This is a genomic window from Acidovorax sp. SUPP1855 (genome assembly GCF_030158955.1).
GTDB lineage: Bacteria > Pseudomonadota > Gammaproteobacteria > Burkholderiales > Burkholderiaceae_C > Paracidovorax.
Genome location: NZ_BQXI01000021.1, coordinates 75,935 through 98,878, shown reverse-complemented (window position 1 = coordinate 98,878; position 22,944 = coordinate 75,935). Strand labels below are relative to the sequence as shown.

Sequence of the window (22,944 nt, the reverse complement as noted above, 5' to 3'; positions counted from 1 at the left end):
TAGACGATAGGGTCAAAACCTGGGAACTAACCGTTCTCTAAATCTCAGTGGTGGAGGTAAACGGGATCGAACCGATGACCTCTTGCATGCCATGCAAGCGCTCTCCCAGCTGAGCTATACCCCCACTGAATGACCACATTCACACTGTGACTGTCATCATTTCCTGAGCCTTGAATTATAGACAGGTTTTTAAGGCTTCAGCAATCTCGCGGCGATTTTTTCGCGGCCTACGAGTTCGAGCACCGCATCGACCGATGGCGTGTGGGCCGTTCCCACGGTCAGCACGCGCACCGGCATGGCCAGCTGCGGCATCTTGAGCGAATGGGCGGCGAGCACTTCCTTGAAGGCTGCAGCGATCGCCGCCTTGTCCCATGCACAGGTGGCCAAGGCCTGCGACAATGCACCGATGGCAGGCCAAACGGCTTCGGTCACGTGCTTGGCGTACTCCTCGGGGTTCGGCGCCACATCGCCGTAGAACACGAAAGCCCAGTCCGCCAATGCCACGATCGTGTCGCACCGGTCCTTGAAGAGCGCGCAGATGCTCGGCAGGCGGCCATCGGCCAGCTCTGCCGCAGAAATGCCCCGCTGTTCCAGCCGCGGCGTCACGAGGGCGGCCAGGGCGTCGTCCGCCATGGCTTTGAGATGCTGCGCGTTCACCCACCGCAGCTTGGCTTCGTCGAACTGGGCGGCGCTGCGCCCCAGATGGTCGAGATTGAACCACTGCAAGAACTGCTCGCGGCTGAAGATCTCGTCATCGCCGTGGCTCCAGCCCAGCCGGGCCAGGTAGTTCACCATGGCTTCGGGCAGATAGCCTTCGTCCCGGTACTGGGTCACGGGCTTGGCGCCATTGCGCTTGCTCATCTTCTCGCCCTGCTCGTTGAGCACGGTGGGCAGGTGGGCATACACCGGCGGCTGCTTTCCGAGGGCCTCGAAGATATTGATCTGGCGGGGGGTGTTGTTGACGTGGTCGTCCCCACGGATCACGTGGGTGATCGCCATGTCGATGTCATCGACCACCACGCAGAAGTTGTACGTGGGCGTGCCATCGGGCCGCGCGATCACCAGATCGTCGAGCTCGTCGTTGCGGATCTCGATGCGGCCCTTGACCTTGTCGTCCCATACGACGGAGCCGCCCAGCGGATTGCGAAAACGCAGCACCGGCTGCACGCCCTGCGGCACGTCCGGCAGGGTCTTGCCAGGCTCGGGACGCCACGTGCCGTCGTAGCGCGGCTTTTCCTTGGCCTGCATCTGCCGTTCGCGCAGCGCGTCGAGTTCCGGCACGCTCATGTAGCAGGGATAGACATGGCCGGCCTCCTGCAGCTGGGCCAGCACTTCCTTGTACCGGTCCATGCGCTGCATCTGGTAGAACGGGCCTTCGTCGGGTTGCATGCCGAGCCATTCCATGCCTTCCAGAATCACGTCCACGGCGGCCTGGCTGGACCGCTCCAGGTCGGTGTCCTCGATGCGCAGAATGAAGTCGCCACCCGTCGCGCGGGCGAACGCCCAAGGGTACAGGGCGGAGCGGATGTTCCCCAGATGGATGAACCCCGTGGGCGAGGGAGCGAAACGCGTGCGAACGCGCTGGGTCAGGTTGGCTTCGGTCATTGCAGGGTATCCAGGCCGCGCGCGAGGTCGGCCTTCAAATCTTCGATGTGCTCCAGCCCGACCGCCACGCGGATCAGGCCTTGCCCCAGGCCGGCGGCCTGGCGCTGCTCTTCGGTCAGGCGGCCATGCGAGGTGCTGGCGGGATGGGTGATGGTGGTCTTGGTGTCGCCGAGATTGGCCGTGATGCTGCACACCCGCGTGCTGTCGATCACATGGAATGCCTGCGCACGGGCCGAGGCCGGATCGCCCTCTTTCACCTTGACGTCGAACGACACCACAGCGCCGCCGAGGCCGGATTGCTGGCGCATGGCCAGCGCATGCTGGGGATGGGACGCCAGCCCCGGGTAGTACACGCGCGCCACGCGCGGATGCGATTCGAGCCAGGTGGCCAGTTGCAGCGCGTTGGCGCTTTGCGCCTTCATGCGGATGGACAAGGTTTCCATGCCCTTCAGAACCACCCATGCATTGAAGGGCGACAGGTTCATGCCCGCGCTGCGGATCATGGGCGCGAGCTTGTCGTCGATGAGCGCGCGGGGTCCGCACACGGCCCCCGCCATCACCCGGCCTTGTCCGTCGAGGAACTTGGTGCCGGAGTGCAGGACCAAATCCGCCCCCCATTTGGCGGGCTGCTGCAAGGCGGGAGAGGCGAAGCAGTTGTCCACGGCAAGCAGCACGCCGGCTTCATGGGCGATGTCGGCCAGCGCCTGGATGTCGCACAGATCGGTCAGCGGATTGGTGGGGGTTTCCGCAAACATGAGCCGTGTCTCCGGGCGCAGCGCGGCCTTCCATGCGGCCGCATCGGTCTGTGGCACGAACGTGGTCTGCACGCCGAAACGCGACAGCTCTCCGCCGATGAGCTTGATGGTCGAGCCGAACATCGACCGGGAACAGATCACATGGTCGCCGGTCTTGAGCAGTGCCAGGCACATGAGCAGGATGGCCGACATGCCGGTGGCGGTGCCGATCGCGGATTCGGTGCCTTCCAGGGCGGCCAGGCGCCGCTCGAAGCTCGTGACCGTGGGATTGCCGGTCCGGGTGTAGGTGTAGCCCTCTTCCTCGCCGGCAAACCGGCGCGCCGCCGTCGCCGCGTCGGGCTGCACGAAGCTGCTGCTCAGGTACAGCGCCTCGGAATGCTCGCCATACACGCTGCGGGGAATGGCTTCGCGCACCGCCAGCGTGTCGGGGTGCAGGCCTTCGGGAAGGGTTCGGGCATTCAAGGGGGAGTTCATGGCGTGAAGATCCAAGCGAATAGCGGTCAGGCGTCCTGCGCGTTGGGCAGGGCCAGGCGGGAAGTGTCTTCCTCCTGCGGCTCCTCCACGCCTACACGCCCTTCGTTCAGCCGCGCGATGTCCTGCGCGGTGATGTCGCCCGTGACGTACACGCCGTCGAAGCACGAGGCGTCGAAGCCTTCGATGCGCCCGTTCAGGGCGCCGACCGCCTTCTTCATGCCGTTGACGTCCTGATAGATCAAGGCATCGCAGCCGATGGACTGCCGCACTTCTTCGACCGTGCGGCCATGGGCCACCAGTTCATTGCTCGTGGGCATGTCGATGCCGTACACGTTGGGATAGCGCACCGGCGGCGCGGCGCTGGCCAGGTAGACCTTGCGGGCGCCCGCGTCGCGCGCCATCTGCACGATCTCGCGCGAGGTGGTGCCACGCACGATGGAGTCGTCCACCAGCAGCACGTTGCGGCCCTTGAACTCGCTGGCGATGACGTTCAACTTTTGCCGCACGGACTTCTTGCGAACGCCCTGCCCCGGCATGATGAAGGTGCGCCCCACGTAGCGGTTCTTCACGAAGCCCTCGCGGTACGGAATGCCCAGCAGATGCGCCAGTTGCGTGGCGCTCGGGCGGCTCGATTCCGGGATGGGAATGATCACATCGATCTCGCTGGGCGGCACCGTGGAGACCACGCGCTTGGCCAATGCCTCGCCCAGGTTCAGGCGGGCCTGGTACACCGAGATGCCATCCAGCACCGAATCCGGACGCGCCAGATAGACGAACTCGAAGATGCAGGGGTTGAGCTGCGGCGCATCGGCGCACTGCTGCGCATGCACCGTGCCGTCGTCCGTGATGAACACAGCCTCGCCCGGCTGGATATCGCGCTCGAACACGTGGTTGGTGCCTTCCAGGGCCACCGACTCGCTGCCGACCATCACGGTGCCTTCCGGGCTGCGGCCCATGCACAGCGGGCGGATGCCGTGGGGATCGCGGAAGGCGACCAGCCCGTGGCCGGCGATCAGCGCGATCACGGCGTAGGAGCCCTTGACGCGGCGATGCACGGCACGCACGGCCGCGAACACGTCTTCGGTCTGCAGCGGCACACCGCGGGTGGCGCGCTCCAGCTCATGCGCGAACACGTTGAGCAGCACTTCGGAGTCGCTCTCGGTGTTGGTGTGGCGGTGGTCGGTCGAAAACAGTTCGGCGCGCAGCGATTGCGCATTGGTCAGGTTGCCGTTGTGCACCAGCACCAGGCCGAAGGGGGCGTTCACGTAGAACGGCTGGGCCTCTTCCTCACTGTAGGCATTGCCCGCCGTGGGGTAGCGCACCTGACCCAGGCCGACCGTGCCCGGCAGCGCACGCATGTTGCGCGTGCGAAACACGTCGCGCACCATGCCCTTGGCCTTGTGCATGAAGAACTTGCGCCCCTGCTGGGTGACGATACCCGCCGCATCCTGGCCCCGGTGCTGCAGGAGCAGCAGAGCGTCATAGACCAGTTGGTTGACAGGAGCCGTGCTGACCACGCCGACGATTCCACACATATTCGCGTTCCATCCAAAGGCGGGCGATCCCGCAATAAAAAATCAGTGCAGCGCCACCGGGGTGGCGCCGCGTCCCTGTCATGAAGGCAGATGCCTTCCCAGCGCTGGCGGCAAAGCCGGCTTCAAAATTTCCAGCACACCCGTCAATATGGGGGCGGCCTGCGACTCTTTCCACCACAGCCCCTCCTGCAAGGGGGTCCACAGCACCACGAGCGATGCCGCCAACAGCAGCACCATGCCCCGCAGGGCCCCGAACGCTGCCCCAAGCGTGCGGTCCACAGGGCGCAGCCCCACCGCCTCGATCAATTTTTTGGCCAGCCAGGCCAGGAATCCACAGGCAAACAGCGTGCCGATGAACGCCAGCGCAAAGCCCGCCGCATGCCGCACGGACTCGGCCGAATCGGAAATCGGCAGCCACCGCCCCACGTCCTCGGCCCACCACTGGGCCATGAAAAAGGCCATGACCCAGCCCGCCAGCGACAACACTTCATAAATCAGCCCGCGCCAGGCCCCCAGCACCAGGGACCCCAGCAGCACCGCCAAGAAAATCCAGTCCAGCGATGCCATGCACGCACGCGAGCCGTCGGCCGGCTACAGCGCCAGGACCGAAGCCGACAGGCCCAGGCCCTTCACGCGCGCAGCCGCCTTGTCCGCTTCGGCGCGGGAGGCATAGGGGCCGACCCTGACGCGGGTGCGTTTACCGTCCTTGGTGTCCACCACCTGGGTGTAGGTCTTGAGGCCGGCGCGCTCCAGCGACTGGCGCACTTCGCGGGCCTTGTCGGCATCTGCGAAGGCGCCCACCTGCACGATCAGCCGGCCCTCTTCGCTTTTGGAGGCGGCCGCGGCCGGCGCCGGGGTATCGCGCCCTTCGAGCAAGGCCCGCGCACGCGCCGCGTCTTCCGAGCGCTGCGGTTTGGCCTCGGGCTTGGGTTCGGGTTTGGGTTCCGGCTTCGATTCGTGGACCTGAGGCTTGGGCTCCGGCCGGGGGGCCGGCTTGGGCTCGGCCCGCACCTCAGGCTTGGACGCCGCCGCAGGCGCGGGCGCAGGGGCATGCACCGGCGCAGACGCCGCCGGCTTGGGCGCGTTGCGGCTGGACGGCACGACCTCTTCGCCTTCGGCCAGGCCCCCGGCCGACGCCATGGCCGGGGCCGACGCTGCCGGACGGGCCGGCGCAGCCTCGGGCACCACCAGGGGCGCCACCTTGTTGCGATCAGGAATGTCGATGGGAATATCGACCGGAATGGGGCGCGGCTGGGTGTCGAACAGGATGGGAAAACCCACCACCCCCAGCAACACCAGCACCGCTGCGCCGATCAGCCGGTGCCGTGCGCGCCGACGCATGGCCTCGATGCTCTCAGCCTGGGCATTGCGCGAACGCTTGCCCGCGGGTTTATCGGGTTGCTCCTTGCTGCCGGGCCACCGAAACTTGAAAAATGCCATGGAGTGCAGAATCGTGCGGACCTTATGCGCCCAGATGCTTGGCCTGCAGGCGAGGCGTCCCGTTGGTCAGAACGCCGCCCACCGTGTAGAACGAGCCAAAGACCACGATTCTATCAGCCGGCTCCGCGGCATCGACGGCCGCCTGCAGTGCCTGCTGGGGGTCCACGTGCAGGCTGGTGGGCACGGTGCGGCGCCCCCCGGCCACGATCTGCAGGGCGTTCCATTTCTGCTGCAGGCCCGCGGCGCTCTCGGCGCGGGGCGTGGGCAGATCGGTGAAATACCAGCGGTCCACCAGCGGACCGATCTTGGCAAGCATGGGGCCGAGGTCCTTGTCGGCCATGGCGCCCAGCACGGCATGTGTGGTGGGGAAGAACCCCATTGCGTCCAGGTTGGCGGTCAGCGCCGCCACCGAATGGGGGTTGTGTGCCACATCCAGCACCAGGGTCGGCTGGCCGGGAACGATCTGGAAGCGCCCGGGCAGCTCCACCATGGCCAGCCCGTTGCGCACCGCCTGCGCGGTGACCGGAAGCCGGTCGCGCAGGGCCTCGAGCGCCGCCAGGGCGCCGGAGGCATTGACGAGCTGGTTGGCGCCCCGCAAGGAGGGGTAGGCCATGCCGGCGTAGCGGCGGCCCCGACCGGCCCAACTCCACTGCTGCTTGTCGCCCGAAAAGTTGAAGTCATGGCCGAAGCGCCACAGGTCGGCGCCGATCTCCAGCGCATGGTCGAGCACGCTCTGCGGCGCCATGGGATCGCTCACCACCACGGGGCGGCCCGTGCGCATGATGCCGGCCTTCTCGCGCCCGATGGTTTCGCGGTCGGGCCCCAGGAATTCGGTGTGGTCGATGTCGATGCTGGTGATGACGGCGCAGTCCGTGTCGATCACGTTGGTGGCATCGAGCCGCCCACCCAGGCCGACCTCGAGGATGGCCACATCCAGCCGCGCCAGGCTCATGAGCCGCAGGATCGCCAGGGTGGTGAACTCGAAGTACGACAGCGAGATGTCCTCGCCGTCCAGGGTCCTGGCGCTTTCCACGGCGGCGAAGTGCGCGATCAGATCCGAAGCGGCGACGATCTCGCCGTGGATGCGGCACCGCTCCTCGAAGTGCACCAGGTGCGGCGACGTGTACACCCCGGTGCGGTAGCCCGACTGCAGCGCCACCGCTTCGAGCATGGCGCAGGTGGAGCCCTTGCCGTTGGTGCCGGCCACGGTGATGACCGGGCAGTCGAACCGCAGATCCATGCGCCGGGCCACGGCACGCACGCGGTCCAGGCCCATGTCGATGTTCTTCGGGTGCAGGCGCTCGCAATGGCCGAGCCAGCCTTCCAGGGTGTCGAAATTGGTGTGCATACGGGGCCGGATTGTCGCCGAGCGCGGCTTGCACGATGATCGGCGCCATGAGTACCCCCACCCGTACCCCCGCCCGTACCCCCGCCCACGCCGCCGCCCGCCCGGACACCACCGTGCTCTACGGCATTCCCAACTGCGACACCGTCAAGAAGGCCCGCGCCTGGCTTGCCGCCCAGGGCGTTGCGCACCAGTTCCACGACTTCAAGAAGCAGGGCGTGCCGGCCGATCGCCTGCCGCACTGGGCCGATGCGGTGGGCTGGGAAAAGCTGCTGAACCGCCAGGGAACGACCTGGCGCAAACTGGATGCGGACACCCAGGCCGCCGTACACGACGCGGGCAGCGCCGCCGAGGTGATGAAGGCGCAGCCCAGCGTCATCAAGCGCCCGGTCGTGGAATGGGCGGACGGCCGCATCACCGTGGGTTTCAACGAAGCCGATTGGAACGAAGCCGCCACCGCGCGCTCCAAGCCCTGAAACGGCACAAATCTTTACCCAGATTTACGGCCTCCGGCTGCAGGCTTGACACGGCGACCCTAAACTTTTTCTCAGCCTGATGCGTTGTACACCGACCGAAAGGAGCTTCTCCATGAAGAAAATCATCTTGTTGACCGCGCTGGCTGCCGTTGCAGCCGGTGCCAGCGCCCAGGAACAGGGCCGCGTCCTCTCCGCCACCCCCATCACCGAGCAGGTGGCCATTCCCCAGCAGGTGTGCGGTAACGAAACCATCTACGGCGAATCGCGGCCGACCGGCGCTGGAGCGGTGCTGGGTGCCATCGCCGGCGGGGCCACCGGCAACGCGATCGGCAAAGGCAGCGGACGCGCCGCCGCCACCGCCATCGGGCTGATCGGCGGGGCCGTGCTGGGCAACAACATCGAGGGCACCCGGCCCGAGTACCAGAACGTGCAGCGCTGCTCCACCCAGACGTACTACGAGAACCGCACCATGGGCTACAACGTGCTCTACGAGTACGCGGGCCGCCAGTACACCACCCGCACGCAGCACGACCCGGGCGCCTGGATTCCCGTGAGCGTGCAGCCCATCGCCAGCGCACCGCCGGCCCCCGCCTACTCCGGCGGCTACGCCCAGCCGGGCGTGGTGGTCTCGACCTACCCCGGCCCACCCGCCTACGTGACGCCCCCGTCCACCACGGTCATCGAATACCACGACAGCTACGGCCGCCCCTACTACCCACCCCGCCCGCGCGATCCCTACTGGCGCTGAAGGGGCCACCGGCCGGACGGCCAACGCATCCATCAGGGAGCCTTCGGGCTCCCTTTTTCGTGGGGCGCGCCTTCGGCCTGGCGTTTTGGGGCGCCGCCTCGCACGGGAAACGGGGGCCGGCTGCAGCGTTCAACCTAGAATCTTCGGTTTTCCCCCTTCCTCTTCCTTTCAAGCGCATCCATGACCACCGAAACCATCGACGGCGTGTCCGTCACCACCCAAGCCAAAGTGTATTTCGACGGCAAATGCGTGAGCCACAACATCACGTTTCCGGACGGCACGAAGAAATCGGTGGGCGTGATCCTGCCCGCCACGCTGACCTTCAACACCGGCGCGCCCGAGATCATGGAATGCGTGGGCGGCGCGTGCGAGTACAAGCTCGACGGCACCGACGCCTGGGTGAAGTCCAGCGCGGGCGAGAAATTCAGCGTGCCCGGCCAGTCGAAGTTCGAGATCCGCGTCGCCAGCGCCTACCACTACATCTGCCACTTCGGCTGAACCGAAAGGCACTGCACATGGCCACCATCCTCCAGAACCTGCCCCTGAACCAGAAGGTCGGCATCGCCTTCTCCGGCGGTCTCGATACCAGCGCCGCGCTGCGCTGGATGAAGAACAAGGGCGCCCTGCCCTACGCCTACACGGCCAACCTGGGCCAGCCCGACGAGCCGGACTACGACGCCATCCCCGCCAAGGCGATGGAATACGGCGCCGAAAAGGCCCGCCTGGTGGACTGCCGCACGCAGCTCGCCCATGAAGGCATCGCCGCGCTGCAGGCCGGCGCCTTCCACATCAGCACGGCCGGCATCACCTACTTCAACACCACGCCGCTGGGCCGCGCCGTCACCGGCACCATGCTGGTGGCAGCCATGAAGGAAGACGACGTCCACATCTGGGGCGACGGCTCGACCTTCAAGGGCAACGACATCGAGCGCTTTTACCGCTACGGACTGCTCACCAACCCTTCGCTCAAGATCTACAAGCCCTGGCTGGACCAGCTGTTCATCGACGAGCTGGGCGGCCGCGCCGAAATGTCGGCCTTCATGACGAAGGAAGGCTTCGGCTACAAAATGAGCGCCGAAAAGGCCTACAGCACCGACAGCAACATGCTGGGCGCGACGCACGAGGCCAAGGACCTGGAGTTCCTGAACAGCGGCATCCGCATCGTGAACCCCATCATGGGGGTGGCGTTCTGGAAGGACGATGTCCAGGTCAAGTCCGAGGAAGTGTCCGTGCGCTTCGAGGAAGGCCAGCCCGTCGCCCTGAACGGCGTCGAGTACAACGACCCCGTGGCGCTGATCCTGGAAGCCAACCGCATCGGCGGCCGCCACGGCCTGGGGATGAGCGATCAGATCGAGAACCGCATCATCGAAGCCAAGAGCCGCGGCATCTACGAAGCCCCGGGCCTGGCGCTGCTGCACATCGCCTACGAGCGCCTGGTGACCGGCATTCACAACGAAGACACCATCGAGCAGTACCGCATGAACGGCCTGAAGCTGGGCCGCCTGCTGTACCAGGGCCGCTGGTTCGACCCGCAGGCCATCATGCTGCGCGAGACCGCCCAGCGCTGGGTGGCGCGCGCCGTGACCGGCACGGTGACGCTGGAGCTGCGCCGCGGCAACGACTACTCGCTGCTCAACACCGAATCGCCCAACCTGACCTACGCGCCCGAGCGCCTGTCGATGGAAAAGGTGGAAGACGCGCCGTTCAGCCCCGCCGACCGCATCGGCCAGCTGACCATGCGCAACCTGGACATCATCGACACGCGCCACAAGCTGGGCGTCTACGCCCAGTCCGGCCTGCTGTCGCTGGGCGGCAATGCCGCGCTGGCGCAGCTGGGCGACGGCAGCGAGAAAAAGTAACGCCAGGCATCGAAAGGCCTCCAGCGCTACTGCGACATTCGCTGGCAGCTATGAAAAAAAGAGCAACCGCCCCGCCACCCGGCCGGGCGGTTTTCTTTTTTGGCAGGCGGCGCGGATTCCCGTCACAAACCGGCCCGGCCACCCGTCTTGAAGGCATGAACGCCGACATTCCCCTCGCCCCGGACCCGCACACCGCCACGTTCCTTCAGCACCGCCCGCGCCTCCTGGGCGTGGCCTACCGCATGCTGGGCAGCCGCGCCGATGCGCAGGACGTGCTGCAGGACGCCTGGCTGCGCTGGCAGTCCACGCCGGCCGAGCGCGTGCAGACGGCCGAGGCCTGGCTGGTGACCACCGTCACCCGCCTGTGCGTGGACCGGCTGCGCGCCACCCGCACCGAGCGCGAGGCCTACAGCGGCCCGTGGCTGCCCGAGCCCTGGCTGGACCGCGACGCCACCGCGCCGGCGGCCGATGCGCGCGCCGAGCTGGCGTCCGATCTGTCCATCGCGCTGCTGGTGGTGCTGGAGCGCCTGTCGCCCGACGAGCGCGCCGCCTTCCTGCTGCACGACGTGTTCGACAGCGACTACGCCGAGATCGCCACCGTGCTGGACCGCAGCGAGGCAGCCTGCCGCCAGCTGGTGCACCGCGCCCGCACCCAGGTGCGCCGGGAGAAGGTGCGCTTTTCCGCCACGCCGGACGCCGCGCGGGCCCTGCTGCACCGCTTCATGGCCGCGATGCGCGCCCAGGACCACGGCGCCCTGCTCGCCCTCTTCGCGCCGGACGCCACCTGGACGCCCGATGCGGGCGGCAAGGTCCAGGCCGCCACCAAGGTGGTGCGCGGCCCCCGGGCCCTGGCCCGGCTGGCGGCGGGCCTGTGGCGCGTGTACCTGCGCCACCTCACCGTGCAAGAGGTGCAGATCAACGGCACGCCGGGCCTGGTGCTGCGCGAGGACGGCACGCCGCGCGTGGCGCTGGCCTTGCAGACCGACGGCACGCACATCCACGGCATCTACGCCGTGCTGAACCCGGACAAGCTGCGCGGGCTGTAGGCCCCGCCGCCGCCCTGTCCCGTTTTCCCGCTCCGTTCCCGATGGCATGGCACCCGCGCCGGGTGCGGGCCGCGCCATGGGCCACGGTTTTCCCACCCGCTCCTTCCTTCAACCACCCACCGCCACGAAAGGCTCCCCAATGTCCCAAGCCCGCATCGACCTCATGAAAAAACACCCCGCCACCGCGAACGCCATGATGGCGCTGGAGAACCAGCTGCGCGCCGGCGCGCTGCCCCTAGCCCTCAAGGAACTGGTGAAGATGCGCGTGTCGCAGATCAACGGCTGCGCGTTCTGCATCGACCTGCACGTGGGCGTGGCCCGCCGGCATGGCGAGACCGACCGGCGCCTGCACCTGCTGGCCGCCTGGCGCGAGGCCGGCCTGTTCGATGCCCGCGAACGCGCGGCGCTGGCCTGGGCCGAATCGCTGACCCGCCTGGCCACCACGCAAGACGTGCCGGACGCGGTCTATGACCTGGTGGCGGCGCAGTTCTCGGAGGCGGAGATCGTCGAGCTGTCGCTGGCCGTCGTCGCCATCAACGGCTGGAACCGGTTCCAGGTCGCCTTCCGCGCGCCACCGGCGGGCGGCGCCGGCGCCTGAGCGCCCCGTTCGGGCCGTCGCACCAAAAATAAGAGCCCAATTGGCCTCACGCCCTAGTAAAACATGCCATCGATGCTATTAATAGCATAGCAATTTCTCCGCAACGGCTTTGCAGCCGCTTCGCGGCAGAACCGGCCGCATGCGCCGGGCCTAGACCACCACCGGCTCCGGCTCCAGCCGGATGCCGAAGCGCTCGTACACGCTGGTCTGGATGGCCTTGGCCAGCGTCATCACTTCGCCGCCGGTCACGCTGTCGGCGCCTCGGCCGCGGTTGACCAGCACCAGCGCCTGCTTTTCGTACACGCCGGCCTTGCCCACGCTCTTGCCCTTCCAGCCGCAGGCATCGATCAGCCAGCCCGCCGCCAGCTTGATGGTGCCGTCGGGCATGGGGTAGTGCACGATGCGCGGCTCGCGGGCGATGATGTCCGAGCACTGGTCGGGCGTGACCGTGGGGTTCTTGAAGAAGCTGCCGGCGTTGCCCACCACCGCCGGGTCGGGCAGCTTGGCGCGGCGCACCTCGCACACCCATTCGAAGATCTGCTGCGCCGTGGGCTCGGCCACGCCGGCCTCGGCCCGCTTGCGCTCCAGGTCCAGGTAGCCCAGCTCGGGCTTCCAGGGCTTGGGCAGGCGAAAGCGCACGTGCGTGATGGCCGCGCGCCCCGCCAGGCCCATGCCGCGCGGCGCGCTGCCCTCGGCGGCGCCCGCGCGGGCGGCGGGGGCCTGGTGCTTGAAGACGGAATCGCGGTAGCCGAACGCGCACTGGGCGGCATCGAGCGTGAACGGCTGGCCCGTCGCCAGGTCGATGGCATCCAGGGAATCGAAGCGGTCCTGCAGCTCGACGCCGTAGGCGCCGATGTTCTGCACGGGCGCCGCGCCCACGGTGCCGGGGATGAGGGCCAGGTTTTCCAGGCCGGGAAAGCCGTGCGCCAGGGTCCAGGCGACGGCGTCGTGCCAGGACTCGCCGGCACCGGCCTCCACGATGAAGGCCTGGGGGGTTTCCTGCACCAGCCGCAGGCCCTTGATCTCCATCTTGAGAACCACGGGCTTGACGTCGCCGGTGAGAACGATGTTGCTGCCGCCGCCCAGCACGAAGACGGGCGAGCCCGCCAGCTGCGGGTCGGACACCAGGGCGCGCACGTCCTCGACCGAGCGGGCACGCACCAGCGTGTGGGCGCGGGCCACGATACCGAAGGTATTGCAGTGCTGCAGGGGAGCGTTTTTCTCGACTAACATCGACCGGATTGTCGCACCCGGCCCCTTTTCGCGGCCGGGTTCTCCCCCCAGTTCCCGAGAGTGATGCCATGCCTTCTTTTGACACCGTTTGTGAAGCCAACCTCGTAGAAGTGAAGAACGCGGTCGAAAACACCGCCAAGGAAATCGGCACGCGCTTCGACTTCAAGGGCACGTCCGCCGCCATCGAGATCAAGGACAAGGAGATCACGCTGTTCGGCGATGCCGACTTCCAGCTCACCCAGGTGGAAGACATCCTGCGCAACAAGCTCACCAAGCGCAACGTGGACGTGCGCTTTCTCGACATGGAAAAGCCGCAGAAGGTCGGCGGCGACAAGGTCAAACAGGTCGTGAAGGTGCGCAACGGCATCGAGAGCGAGCTGGCCAAGAAGATCCAGAAGCTCCTCAAGGAAAGCAAGCTCAAGGTGCAGGCCGCCATCCAGGAAGAGAAAGTGCGCGTGACCGGCGCCAAGCGCGACGACCTGCAGGCCGCCATGGCGCTGCTGCGCAAGGAAGTGGTGGACATTCCACTGTCGTTCGACAACTTCCGCGACTGACACCGACTTCCCCGCTGGCTGCCGCATCACCGCCCGCCCCCCCCCAGGCTGCCCCTCCATGCTCCTGCGCGCCCTCCCCCTCGCTGCCGCCCTGGCGCTTGCGCCATGGCAGGCGCACGCCCAGGCGGTGGCGCTGTCCGGCATCCTGGGCGGCAAGGCGTTGCTGGTCGTAAACGGCGGCGCGCCGCGCGGCGTGGGCCCGGGTGAAAGCCACCAGGGCGTGAAGGTGGTCTCGGTCGGCCGCGAGGAGGCGGTGGTCGAGCTGGCCGGCGCGCGGCGCACGTTGATCCTGGGCGAGGCCCCGGTCAGCGTGGGCAGCCGCAGCGCCGCCGGCACGGGCCGGCGCGTGGTGCTCACCGCCGACAGCCGCGGGCATTTCGTGAACAGCGGCACCATCAACGGCCGGCCGATGCAGTACCTGGTGGACACCGGCGCCAGCACCGTGGCCATCGGTCAGCCCGAGGCGGAGCGCATGGGCCTGGCCTACCGCAGCGGGCAGCCCGTGGTGCTGGGCACGGCCAACGGCACGGCACAGGGCTGGCGGATCAAGCTCGATTCGGTGCGCATCGGCGATGTCGAGGTGCTCGGCGTGGACGCCGTCGTCACGCCCCAGGCCATGCCCTTCGTGCTGCTGGGCAACAGTTTCCTGAACGAGTTCCAGATGAGCCGCATCAACGACCAGATGGTGCTGGAAAAGCGCCAATAGCCCGCGCCCCATGCCCCACAGCCCCCCCAGCGCCGGCGAGCCGTCCGACAGCGAATACGAAGACCTGCTCGGACTGTGGTCGGACCTGGAATCCGCCCTGGCGGTGATCCTCTCGCGGCCCCTGCAGGTGCACGACTTTCCCGCCAAGGTGCGCCAGTGCGACCGGTGGCTGCAGGAACTGGTGGCGCACGACATCGACGCGGCGCTGTACCTGATGTTCCAGCTGGCCTCCACCTCCACGGTGGGCTACAGCACCTCGCACGCCCTGGTGTGCGGCACGCTGTGCCACATCCTCGCGCACGAGCTGCAGCTGCCCTCCCTGGAGCGCGACAGCCTGGTGCGGGCCGCGATCACCATGAACATCGGCATGACCGCGCTGCAGGACGAGCTGGCCAGCCAGCGCGAGCGGCCCAGCCCCGCGCAGCAGGAGGCCATCGAGGCGCACCCTCTGCGCAGCATGACTCTGCTGGAGCAGCTGGACGTGAAGGACCCGCTGTGGCTGGACGTCGTGGGCCAGCACCATGCGCCGTTGGCCGAGACGCAGCCGCTGGCGGGCATGCCCGCCGAGGACCGGCTCAGCCGCATCCTGGGCACGATCGACCGCTACGCCGCGATGATCAGCCCGCGCAAGTCGCGTGCGGGCCGCAGCGCCACGGACTCGGTGCGCGCCATCGTGGGCCAGGACGTGGACCGGCGCGATGAAGTCACCTATGCGCTGGTGCGCGCCGTCGGGCTGTGCCCGCCCGGCACCTTCGTGCGGCTGGACAACGGCGAGACCGCGCTGGTGCTGCGCCGCAGCGAGAAGGTCAACTCCCCCCTGGTGGCCAGCCTGCTCGACCGCGACGGCGAGCACCTGGCCCAGCCCCGGCTGCACCAGACGGCCAGCGGCCGGCCACGCATCCAGTCGGCACTGGCCCGGCCCGCGGTGAAGGTGGAGATCAACCACCGCACGCTGGTGCGCCTGGGCCACTACGCGGCCCAGCACAGCAGCGGGCTGATGGGGTTGGTGAGCACAGCGGGCCGGCCCTGACCGGGCGGCTCCCCCCCGCCTGGCTCCGTTCCCTTCGATTCAGGGCTTTTTCTTCTTCTGGCCCAGCCGGGATTCGGTGCCGGCCATGAGGCGGCGGATGTTTTCGCGGTGCCGCCACACCAGCAGCGCCGACATGGCGGCGATGGCCACGCCGATGGTCGCCTCGGTGTACCAGAGCACGCCGCCGAACATCACGTAGTACAGCGGCGCGAACACCGCCGCCGCGAGCGACGCGCCCGACGAGTAGCGAAAGAAGAACGCGATGATGACCCAGGTCAGCAGCGTGGCCAGTCCCAGCCATGGGCTGATGCCAACCAGCACGCCCAGCGCCGTGGCCACGCCTTTGCCGCCCTCGAAGCGGAAGAACACGGGCCACAGATGCCCGAGGAATGCCGCCAGGCCCACCAGCGCCACCGTGCCGTCCTCCAGGCCATAGGGCTTGCCGAAGGCCTGCACCAGCACCACGGGCAGCCAGCCCTTGACCGCATCGAGCAGCAGCGTGATCACAGCCGCGGCCTTGGAGCCGGAGCGCAGCACGTTGGTGGCGCCGGGGTTCTTGCTGCCATAGGTGCGGGGATCGTTCAGGCCCATGGTGCGGCTCACGATGACGGCGAACGACAGCGAGCCCAGCAGGTAGGCGGCCACGGTGGCCAGGAGGCAATAGACGGTGGTCAAGGTAGGAATTCCTTCAGGATGCGGGCGTCACGAGAGGCCGGTGGCGGGCGCCACGGGGGGCCGGTGGCCGGCGCCCCGAAGGCGCGGCCCCGGTTCGGCGGGGCGGCCTATTCTGCCAGCGCGCACTGCACCGGTTTGGCACCGAGCTGCTGCACGCACACCTGCGGATCGATCTGCACCAGAAAGCCCCGGCGGCCGCCGTTGATGGCGATGCGCGGCAGCGCGAGGATGCTTTCCTCGATGTACACCGGCATGTCGCGCCGCGTGCCGAACGGTGAGGTGCCGCCCACCAGATACCCGCTGTGGCGGTTGGCCACCTCGGGCTGGCAGGGCTCGACCGACTTGGCGCCGATCTGCCGCGCCAGGTTCTTGGTGGACACCTTGCGGTCGCCGTGCATGAGCACGATGAGGGGTTTCGCATCCTGGTCCTGCATCACCAGCGTCTTGACGACGACGTGCTCGTCCAGCCCCAGGCTGGCCGCGCTGTGCGCGGTGCCGCCGTGCTCCACGTAGTCGTAGGGGTGCTCGGTGAAGGCCACGCCCTGGCGCCGCAGCCACTGGGTGGCCGGGGTTTCGCTCACATGGGCGGCCTTGGCGGCCTTCTTGCTCACAGTGCCGGGTCTCGCAGTTCCCAGCGGACCGCGTCGATGGCCGCGAGCAGCTCGGGCGAGAGCACCGTGCCCCAGGCATCGAGGTCTTCGTCCAGCTGGGCCAGCGAGGTCACGCCGATGATGGTGCTGGCCACCTGCCACTTGGTGTAGCAGAACGCCAGCGCCATCTGTGTGGGCGTGAGGCCGTGCTCGCGCGCCAGCGCGTTGTAGCGGCGCGAGGCCTCCAGCGCCTCGGGCCGGCCCCAGCGCTGCTTGCGCACCGATTCGTAGCTGGCGATGCGCGCGCCTTTCGGCGCACCGTCGCCGGTCGTGCCGCTGGCGTCGTACTTGCCCGTCAGCAGCCCGAAGCCCAGGGGCGAATACGCCAGCAGCGACACGCCCAGGCGGTGACAGGACTCGTCCATGCCGTTTTCCCAGGTGCGGTTGATGAGGCAGTACGGGTTCTGCACCGTGGCCACGCGCGGCAGGCCATGCTGCTCGGCCAGCCGCACGAACTCGTGCACGCCGTAAGGCGTTTCGTTGGACAGGCCGATGGCGCGCACCTTGCCGGCCTGCACCAGCCCGGCCAGCGCCTGCAGCTGGTCGTGGATGGGCGTGGCCGAGGTTTCCTTGGCGGGGTCGTAGTACACCGTGCCGAACGCGGGCACATGGCGCTCGGGCCAGTGGATCTGGTAGAGGTCGATCACGTCGGTCTGCAGGCGGCGCAGGCTGGCGTCGCACGAGGCCACGATGTCGGCCGGGGTCATTCCCTTGCCTTCGCGCACCCAGGGCATGCCGCGCGAGGGGCCCGCCACCTTGGTGGCCAGCACCGTCTTTTCGCGGGCGCCGGGGCGGCTGGCGAACCAGCGGCCGATGATGGTCTCGGTGGCGCCGTAGGTCTCGGCGCGCGCCGGCACGGCGTACATCTCGGCGGTGTCGATGAAGTTCACGCCCCGCTCCAGCGAGCGGTCGAGAATGGCATGGGCCGTGGCTTCGTCCACCTGTTCGCCGAACGTCATGGTGCCCAGGCAGATGGGCGTGACCTGGAGCGCGCTGGCGCCCAATGGGATTTTTTGCATGGGGAGAGGACCTACAAGCTGCGGATGGGCTGGGCAGAATAATGGATTTTCCCTGTTCCCGCAGCGAGCGCACCGCATGCCCGAAGGCCCCCGCAGCCAGGGCCCCGAACGAGCGGCCGCCCGCTTGTCCCAGCCTTGACTGACGCCACCGCGCCCTGCGCGAATAATCGCCCGATGTACCAGCCCGCCCGCGCCTCCCAGAGCGAATTCGTCCCCGTCCGCACCCTGCAGTACCACGTTCGCCGCTGGAACGGCGAGCCGTCGCCCGCCTCCGCTTCCCCGTCTTCCCCTTCTCGGCCCCCGCTGGTGCTGATGCACGGCTGGATGGACGTGGGCGCCTCCTACCAGTTCGTGGTGGACGCGCTGTCGCGGGCGTTCTTCGCCGGCCGCACGGTCATCGCGCCCGACTGGCGGGGCTTCGGCCTGAGCCGCCTGCCCGCGCCCTGCGACCACTACGTGTTCGCCGACTACCTGGCCGACCTGGATCACCTGCTGGACCACTACGCGCCCGGCCAGCCGGTCGATCTGGTGGGCCACAGCATGGGCGGCAACGTGTGCATGGCCTATGCCGGCGTGCGGCCCGCGCGCATCCGCCGGCTGGTGAACCTGGAAGGCTTCGGCCTGCCGGCCACCACGCCCGACCAGGCCCCCCGGCGCTACGCGCAGTGGATGGACGAGATCCGGGCGCTGGAGCGCGGCGAGAAATCGCTCAAGGCCTACGACAGCGCCGACGGCGTGGCCCAGCGCCTCATCAAGACCAACCCGCGCCTGTCCGCCGACAAGGCCGCCTGGCTGGCCTGCCAGTGGGCCGCGCCCGACGCGCAGGGCCGCTGGCGCATCCTGGGCGATGCGGCGCACAAGATCACCAGTTCGCAGATCTACCGCGTGGAGGAAGCGCTGGCCCTGTACGACGGCATCACCGCGCCCACCCTCGCGGTGGAGGCCAGCGACGACAGCATGGGCCTGTGGTGGAAGGACTGCTACGACCTGCCCGAATACCACGCCCGCCTGCGCCACGTGCGCGATTGCCGCACCGCCGTGGTCCAGGACGCCGGGCACATGCTGCACCACGACCAGCCCGGCGCGGTGGCGGCGCTGATCGAGTCGTTCCTGAGCACCCCTGAATGAAACAGGCCGCCAGCACATATTCCACTAGGGCGTTTTGCTATCATTTTTGAAATAACGGCCCGTTTTGCGCCCCGGCAACGGGGCCGGCCGGCAGCGCCCTGCGCCCCGTGGAAGGGCATTGGGGGCGTGCGGCGCATCGCGTGAGAAAATCGCCGGTTATTCCACCGAACACTCAGGACACGCACCATGGACGCAGAACGCATCAACCTCATCGGCAACACCCTCTCCGACCTGACCGTGCGCACGCAAGAGTTACGGAGGTATCTTTGACTTCGATGCCAAATTCGAACGCCTGCGCACGGTAAACGCCTCGCTGGAAGACCCCACGGTCTGGAACGACCCCAAGAAGGCCCAGGAGCTGGGCAAGGAAAAGAAGAGCCTGGACGGCGTGGTGCTCACGCTGGAGCGGCTCACCCGCGAGCTGGCCGACAACACCGAGCTCTTCGACATGAGCAAGGAAGAAGGCGACGACGACGGCCTGATGACCATCGAGGCCGAGACCGCCAAGCTCAAGCCCGAGATCGAGATGCTCGAGTTCCGCCGCATGTTCAGCAACGAGGCCGATCCGCTCAACTGCTTCGTGGACATCCAGGCCGGCGCCGGCGGCACCGAGGCCTGCGACTGGGCGGGCATGCTGCTGCGCCAGTACCTCAAGTACGCCGAACGCAAGGGCTTCAAGACCACGGTGGAAGACGAAACACCGGGCGACGTGGCCGGCATCAAGAGCGCCACGATCAAGATCGAGGGCGAATACGCCTACGGCCTGCTGCGCACCGAGACCGGCGTGCACAGGCTGGTGCGCAAGAGCCCGTTCGACTCGTCCGGCGGGCGCCACACCAGCTTCGCCAGCCTGTTCGTCTATCCGGAGATCGACGACTCGATCCAGATCGACATCAACCCGGCCGACGTGCGCACCGACACCTTCCGCGCCAGCGGCGCCGGCGGCCAGCACATCAACAAGACCGATTCGGCCGTGCGTTTGACGCACATTCCAACCGGCATCGTCGTTCAGTGCCAGGATGGCCGCAGCCAGCACAGCAACCGCGACGTGGCATGGCAGCGCCTGCGCTCGCGCCTGTACGACTTCGAGATGCGCAAGCGCCAGGAAGAGCAGCAGAAGCTGGAAGACACCAAGACCGATGTCGGCTGGGGCCACCAGATCCGCAGCTACGTGCTGGACAACAGCCGCATCAAGGACCTGCGCACCAACGTCGAAATCTCCGCCACCCAGAAGGTGCTGGACGGCGATCTCGACGCCTTCATCGAAGCCTCCCTCAAGCAGGGCGTGTAACGCGCCCGGAAAGCCCCAAGCCATGATGAGAGAAGGACACGCCACGGCCATCCACCGTGCCGACTACACCGCCCCCGCGTTCTGGATCGACACGGTGGACCTCACGTTCGACCTGGACCCGGCCAAGACCCGGGTACTCAACAAGATGCGGCTGCGCCGCAACGCGGACGTGCCTTCGGGCGCGCTGCGGCTCGATGGCGACGAGCTGAACCTGGCGCGCGTGCTGGTCAACGGCGCAGGCACCTCGTTCAAGATGGAAAACGGCCAGCTGGTGCTGGAGAACCTGCCGGAGGGCCACGAGCCCTTCGACCTGGAGATCTTCACCACCTGCTCTCCGACCAAGAACACGCAGCTGTCGGGCCTTTACGTGAGCCAGGGCACCTTCTTCACCCAGTGCGAGGCCGAGGGCTTTCGGCGCATCACCTACTTCCTGGACCGGCCGGACGTGATGGCCAGCTTCACCGTGCTGCTGCGCGCCGACAAGGCCGCCTACCCGGTGCTGCTGTCCAACGGCAACCTGATCGACCACGGCCCGCTGGACGACGGCCCCAACGGCGCGCGCCATTTCGCCAAGTGGCAGGACCCGCACAAGAAGCCCTGCTACCTGTTCGCGCTGGTGGCCGGCAAGCTCGTGGCGCGCGAGCAGCGCATCCGCTCGCGCTCCGGCGCCGACCACCTGCTGCAGGTGTACGTGCGCCCGGGCGACCTGGAGAAGACCGAGCACGCCATGAACTCCCTCATGGCCAGCGTGGCCTGGGACGAGGCGCGCTTCGGCCTGCCGCTCGACCTGGAGCGCTTCATGATCGTCGCCACCAGCGACTTCAACATGGGCGCGATGGAGAACAAGGGCCTGAACATCTTCAACACGAAGTACGTGCTGGCCAGCCAGGCCACGGCGACCGATGTGGATTTCGGCAACATCGAAAGCGTGGTGGGCCACGAGTACTTCCACAACTGGACCGGCAACCGCGTCACCTGCCGCGACTGGTTCCAGCTGTCGCTCAAGGAAGGCCTCACGGTCTTTCGGGACCAGGAGTTCAGCCAGGACCTGTCGGGCAGCCCCTCGGCCCGCGCCGTCAAGCGCATCGAGGACGTGCGCGTGCTGCGCACCGCGCAGTTCCCGGAGGACGCCGGCCCCATGGCGCACCCGGTGCGGCCCGACAGCTACGTCGAGATCAACAACTTCTACACCGTCACCATCTACGAAAAGGGTGCCGAGGTCGTGCGCATGATGCACACGCTGGTGGGCCGCGAAGGCTTCGCGCGCGGCATGAAGCTGTACTTCGAGCGGCACGACGGGCAGGCGGTCACCTGCGACGATTTCGCGCAGGCCATCGCCGATGCCAACCCGGACAGCGACCTGGCCCGCCTGCTGCCGCAGTTCAAGCGCTGGTATTCGCAGGCCGGCACGCCGCGCGTGCAGGCCACGGGCGTGTACGACGCCGCCGCGCGCACCTACACGCTCACGCTGTCGCAAAGCCTCGCGCCCACGCCCGGCCAGCCGCTCAAGGAGCCCGCCGTGATCCCGGTGGCCCTGGGCCTGCTGGGCGCGGACGGCAGCGCACTGCCGCTGCAACTGGAGGGCGAGGCCGCCGCGGGCGGCGCGGACCGCACCGTGGTGCTGACCGAGGCCACCCATGCGTTCACCTTCGTGAACGTGGGCTCCCAGCCCGTGCCGTCGCTGCTGCGCGGGTTCAGCGCCCCCGTGGTGCTGGACATCGACTACAGCGATGCCGAGCTGCTCGCCCTGCTGGCGCACGACACCGACGCCTTCAACCGCTGGGAGGCAGGCCAGCGCCTGGCCCTGCGAATCGCTATCAAAACGATAGCAAACGAGGCAATCAATCCGCCGGCAGGCGCGCCCATCGAGCAAGCGATCGTGCCCGACAGCTTCGTGGAGGCCATGCGCGGCGTGCTGCGCCACCCCGCGCTGGACGCGGCCTTCAAGGAACTGGTGCTCAGCCTGCCCTCCGAGGGCTACATCGCCGAGCACCTGGACGTGGTGGACCCGCAGCGCGTGCACGCCGTGCGCGAAGCGATGCGCGCGCAACTCGCCGTGGCGCTGCAGCCGGAGTGGGAAGCCATCTGGGCGCAGCACCACGACACGGGCGCCTACCGCCCCGACGCGATCTCGGCCGGCCGCCGCGCGCTGTCGGGCCTGGCGCTGTCCATGCTGTGCCTGGCGGCCCGCACCACGGGCGATAGCGTGTGGCCGGGCAAGGCGTACCAGCGCTTCAAGGACGCGGGCAACATGACCGACCGCTTCAACGCCCTCACGGCGCTGGTGTACAGCGGCCATGCTCTGGCCGAGCCGGCACTCGCGCGCTTTCACGCCCTGTTCAAGGACGAGGCCCTGGTGCTGGACAAATGGTTCTCGCTGCAGGCGGGCGCGCCCGACCGCGGCGGGCAGGTGCTGGCGGCCGTGCAGCAGCTCATGAAGCACGCGGACTTCAGCCTCAAGAACCCGAACCGCGCGCGCAGCGTGATCTTCAGCTACTGCAGCGCCAACCCCGGGGGCTTTCACCGCCTGGACGGGGCGGGCTACCAGTTCTGGGCCGACCGCGTTCTGGAGCTGGACACGCTCAACCCGCAGGTGGCGGCGCGCCTGGCCCGGGCGCTCGACCGCTGGAAGAAGCTGGCCGACCCCTACCGCGGCGCAGCGCGCGACGCCATCGCCCGCGTGGCGGCCAAGCCCGACCTGTCCAACGACGTGCGCGAGGTGGTCACCCGCGCGCTGGCCGACTGATCACGTCCAAAAAATTTAGGAAACCCCCTCC

22 protein-coding genes and 1 tRNA gene are annotated in these 22,944 nt (G+C 68.0%); 12 read left to right on the top strand and 11 right to left on the bottom strand.

The annotated features are described in order from the left end of the window. Nucleotides 1-48: 48 nt before the first annotated feature. The 7 genes from AVMA1855_RS17850 to folC all read right to left on the bottom strand — a co-directional run bounded on the left by AVMA1855_RS17850 (nt 49) and on the right by folC (nt 7,157). Nucleotides 49-124, bottom strand: a tRNA-Ala gene (locus AVMA1855_RS17850). A 65-nt stretch (nt 125-189) separates the two neighbouring features. Then, nucleotides 190-1,605 carry a glutamate--tRNA ligase gene (gene gltX / locus AVMA1855_RS17845; protein ID WP_284426732.1) on the bottom strand — a complete coding sequence of 472 codons (1,416 nt, stop codon included), beginning with the start codon at nt 1,603-1,605 and terminating at the stop codon, nt 190-192. Beyond that, nucleotides 1,602-2,834: an O-succinylhomoserine sulfhydrylase gene (locus tag AVMA1855_RS17840; protein ID WP_284412024.1), complete on the bottom strand. Its 1,233-nt coding sequence runs from the start codon at nt 2,832-2,834 to the stop codon at nt 1,602-1,604. The genes gltX and AVMA1855_RS17840 overlap by 4 nt, the downstream gene beginning before the upstream one ends. A 26-nt stretch (nt 2,835-2,860) precedes the next feature. Continuing rightward, nucleotides 2,861-4,369, bottom strand: coding sequence for an amidophosphoribosyltransferase (purF, locus tag AVMA1855_RS17835; protein ID WP_284406189.1), 1,509 nt, complete (start codon nt 4,367-4,369; stop codon nt 2,861-2,863). A gap of 78 nt (nt 4,370-4,447) precedes the next feature. Then, nucleotides 4,448-4,936, bottom strand: coding sequence for a CvpA family protein (locus AVMA1855_RS17830; RefSeq protein ID WP_284426731.1), 489 nt, complete (start codon nt 4,934-4,936; stop codon nt 4,448-4,450). A 24-nt stretch (nt 4,937-4,960) separates the two neighbouring features. Then, nucleotides 4,961-5,809, bottom strand: coding sequence for an SPOR domain-containing protein (locus AVMA1855_RS17825; RefSeq protein ID WP_284426730.1), 849 nt, complete (start codon nt 5,807-5,809; stop codon nt 4,961-4,963). Between the two features lie 22 nt (nt 5,810-5,831). After that, a complete protein-coding gene (gene folC / locus AVMA1855_RS17820) occupies nt 5,832-7,157 on the bottom strand; it encodes a bifunctional tetrahydrofolate synthase/dihydrofolate synthase (RefSeq protein ID WP_284426729.1) in 1,326 nt (441 codons plus the stop codon). 47 nt (nt 7,158-7,204) lie between these two features. Here folC and AVMA1855_RS17815 point away from each other — a divergent pair, with 47 nt between their 5' ends. The 6 genes from AVMA1855_RS17815 (at nt 7,205) to AVMA1855_RS17790 (ending at nt 11,881) form a co-directional block, all read left to right on the top strand. Continuing rightward, nucleotides 7,205-7,630 carry an ArsC family reductase gene (locus AVMA1855_RS17815; RefSeq protein WP_284426728.1) on the top strand — a complete coding sequence of 142 codons (426 nt, stop codon included), beginning with the start codon at nt 7,205-7,207 and terminating at the stop codon, nt 7,628-7,630. A 112-nt stretch (nt 7,631-7,742) separates the two neighbouring features. Further along, nucleotides 7,743-8,378: a glycine zipper 2TM domain-containing protein gene (locus AVMA1855_RS17810; RefSeq protein ID WP_272568547.1), complete on the top strand. Its 636-nt coding sequence runs from the start codon at nt 7,743-7,745 to the stop codon at nt 8,376-8,378. Between the two features lie 180 nt (nt 8,379-8,558). Continuing rightward, the gene (gene ppnP, locus AVMA1855_RS17805; protein ID WP_284426727.1) at nt 8,559-8,876 is read left to right on the top strand and encodes a pyrimidine/purine nucleoside phosphorylase; all 318 of its coding nucleotides are present in this window, start codon (nt 8,559-8,561) and stop codon (nt 8,874-8,876) included. A 17-nt stretch (nt 8,877-8,893) separates the two neighbouring features. Beyond that, the gene (argG, locus tag AVMA1855_RS17800) at nt 8,894-10,237 is read left to right on the top strand and encodes an argininosuccinate synthase (protein WP_272568543.1); all 1,344 of its coding nucleotides are present in this window, start codon (nt 8,894-8,896) and stop codon (nt 10,235-10,237) included. 155 nt (nt 10,238-10,392) lie between these two features. Further along, the gene (sigJ, locus tag AVMA1855_RS17795) at nt 10,393-11,283 is read left to right on the top strand and encodes an RNA polymerase sigma factor SigJ (RefSeq protein ID WP_284426726.1); all 891 of its coding nucleotides are present in this window, start codon (nt 10,393-10,395) and stop codon (nt 11,281-11,283) included. 139 nt (nt 11,284-11,422) lie between these two features. Continuing rightward, the gene (locus AVMA1855_RS17790) at nt 11,423-11,881 is read left to right on the top strand and encodes a carboxymuconolactone decarboxylase family protein (protein WP_284426725.1); all 459 of its coding nucleotides are present in this window, start codon (nt 11,423-11,425) and stop codon (nt 11,879-11,881) included. A gap of 150 nt (nt 11,882-12,031) precedes the next feature. Here the strand turns inward: AVMA1855_RS17790 and murB are convergent, their stop codons facing one another. Continuing rightward, nucleotides 12,032-13,114: a UDP-N-acetylmuramate dehydrogenase gene (murB, locus tag AVMA1855_RS17785; RefSeq protein ID WP_284426724.1), complete on the bottom strand. Its 1,083-nt coding sequence runs from the start codon at nt 13,112-13,114 to the stop codon at nt 12,032-12,034. A 68-nt stretch (nt 13,115-13,182) separates the two neighbouring features. Between murB and AVMA1855_RS17780 the strand changes: the two genes are divergently transcribed. From AVMA1855_RS17780 to AVMA1855_RS17770, 3 genes are read left to right on the top strand one after another with little or no spacing between them, the layout of a single operon-like run. Further along, nucleotides 13,183-13,668 (top strand): YajQ family cyclic di-GMP-binding protein, encoded by a 486-nt coding sequence (locus AVMA1855_RS17780; RefSeq protein WP_272568536.1) that lies wholly within the window; start codon nt 13,183-13,185, stop codon nt 13,666-13,668. 58 nt (nt 13,669-13,726) lie between these two features. Beyond that, nucleotides 13,727-14,374 (top strand): retropepsin-like aspartic protease family protein, encoded by a 648-nt coding sequence (locus AVMA1855_RS17775; protein WP_284426723.1) that lies wholly within the window; start codon nt 13,727-13,729, stop codon nt 14,372-14,374. 10 nt (nt 14,375-14,384) lie between these two features. After that, on the top strand, nt 14,385-15,404 hold the full coding sequence (locus tag AVMA1855_RS17770; RefSeq protein WP_272568533.1) for an HD-GYP domain-containing protein: 1,020 nt from the start codon (nt 14,385-14,387) through the stop codon (nt 15,402-15,404). A gap of 39 nt (nt 15,405-15,443) precedes the next feature. Here AVMA1855_RS17770 and plsY read toward each other — a convergent pair whose 3' ends face one another. The 3 genes from plsY to AVMA1855_RS17755 form a co-directional block, all read right to left on the bottom strand. Further along, the gene (gene plsY / locus AVMA1855_RS17765; protein ID WP_284398703.1) at nt 15,444-16,079 is read right to left on the bottom strand and encodes a glycerol-3-phosphate 1-O-acyltransferase PlsY; all 636 of its coding nucleotides are present in this window, start codon (nt 16,077-16,079) and stop codon (nt 15,444-15,446) included. A gap of 107 nt (nt 16,080-16,186) precedes the next feature. Then, on the bottom strand, nt 16,187-16,690 hold the full coding sequence (locus tag AVMA1855_RS17760; protein ID WP_284412002.1) for an aminoacyl-tRNA deacylase: 504 nt from the start codon (nt 16,688-16,690) through the stop codon (nt 16,187-16,189). Continuing rightward, nucleotides 16,687-17,748, bottom strand: coding sequence for an aldo/keto reductase (locus AVMA1855_RS17755; RefSeq protein ID WP_284426722.1), 1,062 nt, complete (start codon nt 17,746-17,748; stop codon nt 16,687-16,689). Before AVMA1855_RS17755 ends, AVMA1855_RS17760 begins: the two co-directional genes overlap by 4 nt. A gap of 174 nt (nt 17,749-17,922) precedes the next feature. Between AVMA1855_RS17755 and AVMA1855_RS17750 the strand changes: the two genes are divergently transcribed. From AVMA1855_RS17750 to pepN, 3 genes are all read left to right on the top strand, one after another. Further along, on the top strand, nt 17,923-18,876 hold the full coding sequence (locus AVMA1855_RS17750) for an alpha/beta fold hydrolase (RefSeq protein WP_284426721.1): 954 nt from the start codon (nt 17,923-17,925) through the stop codon (nt 18,874-18,876). Between the two features lie 186 nt (nt 18,877-19,062). Beyond that, nucleotides 19,063-20,167 (top strand): peptide chain release factor 2 gene (prfB, locus tag AVMA1855_RS17745; protein ID WP_272552141.1). Its coding sequence is split into 2 segments (ribosomal slippage): nt 19,063-19,143 and nt 19,145-20,167, totalling 1,104 coding nucleotides; the frame shifts between segments, so codons are not numbered across the junction. 25 nt (nt 20,168-20,192) lie between these two features. Further along, a complete protein-coding gene (gene pepN, locus AVMA1855_RS17740; protein ID WP_284426733.1) occupies nt 20,193-22,913 on the top strand; it encodes an aminopeptidase N in 2,721 nt (906 codons plus the stop codon). Nucleotides 22,914-22,944: the final 31 nt, after the last annotated feature.

Bases quoted from the DNA above. Each gene is read 5' to 3' on its own strand.
- gltX (WP_284426732.1), bottom strand. From the start codon at position 1,605: ATGACCGAAGCCAACCTGACCCAGCGCGTTCGCACGCGTTTCGCTCCC.
- AVMA1855_RS17840 (WP_284412024.1), bottom strand. From the start codon at position 2,834: ATGAACTCCCCCTTGAATGCCCGAACCCTTCCCGAAGGCCTGCACCCC.
- purF (WP_284406189.1), bottom strand. From the start codon at position 4,369: ATGTGTGGAATCGTCGGCGTGGTCAGCACGGCTCCTGTCAACCAACTG.
- AVMA1855_RS17830 (WP_284426731.1), bottom strand. From the start codon at position 4,936: ATGGCATCGCTGGACTGGATTTTCTTGGCGGTGCTGCTGGGGTCCCTG.
- AVMA1855_RS17825 (WP_284426730.1), bottom strand. From the start codon at position 5,809: ATGGCATTTTTCAAGTTTCGGTGGCCCGGCAGCAAGGAGCAACCCGAT.
- folC (WP_284426729.1), bottom strand. From the start codon at position 7,157: ATGCACACCAATTTCGACACCCTGGAAGGCTGGCTCGGCCATTGCGAG.
- AVMA1855_RS17815 (WP_284426728.1), top strand. From the start codon at position 7,205: ATGAGTACCCCCACCCGTACCCCCGCCCGTACCCCCGCCCACGCCGCC.
- AVMA1855_RS17810 (WP_272568547.1), top strand. From the start codon at position 7,743: ATGAAGAAAATCATCTTGTTGACCGCGCTGGCTGCCGTTGCAGCCGGT.
- ppnP (WP_284426727.1), top strand. From the start codon at position 8,559: ATGACCACCGAAACCATCGACGGCGTGTCCGTCACCACCCAAGCCAAA.
- argG (WP_272568543.1), top strand. From the start codon at position 8,894: ATGGCCACCATCCTCCAGAACCTGCCCCTGAACCAGAAGGTCGGCATC.
- sigJ (WP_284426726.1), top strand. From the start codon at position 10,393: ATGAACGCCGACATTCCCCTCGCCCCGGACCCGCACACCGCCACGTTC.
- AVMA1855_RS17790 (WP_284426725.1), top strand. From the start codon at position 11,423: ATGTCCCAAGCCCGCATCGACCTCATGAAAAAACACCCCGCCACCGCG.
- murB (WP_284426724.1), bottom strand. From the start codon at position 13,114: ATGTTAGTCGAGAAAAACGCTCCCCTGCAGCACTGCAATACCTTCGGT.
- AVMA1855_RS17780 (WP_272568536.1), top strand. From the start codon at position 13,183: ATGCCTTCTTTTGACACCGTTTGTGAAGCCAACCTCGTAGAAGTGAAG.
- AVMA1855_RS17775 (WP_284426723.1), top strand. From the start codon at position 13,727: ATGCTCCTGCGCGCCCTCCCCCTCGCTGCCGCCCTGGCGCTTGCGCCA.
- AVMA1855_RS17770 (WP_272568533.1), top strand. From the start codon at position 14,385: ATGCCCCACAGCCCCCCCAGCGCCGGCGAGCCGTCCGACAGCGAATAC.
- AVMA1855_RS17755 (WP_284426722.1), bottom strand. From the start codon at position 17,748: ATGCAAAAAATCCCATTGGGCGCCAGCGCGCTCCAGGTCACGCCCATC.
- AVMA1855_RS17750 (WP_284426721.1), top strand. From the start codon at position 17,923: ATGTACCAGCCCGCCCGCGCCTCCCAGAGCGAATTCGTCCCCGTCCGC.
- pepN (WP_284426733.1), top strand. From the start codon at position 20,193: ATGAGAGAAGGACACGCCACGGCCATCCACCGTGCCGACTACACCGCC.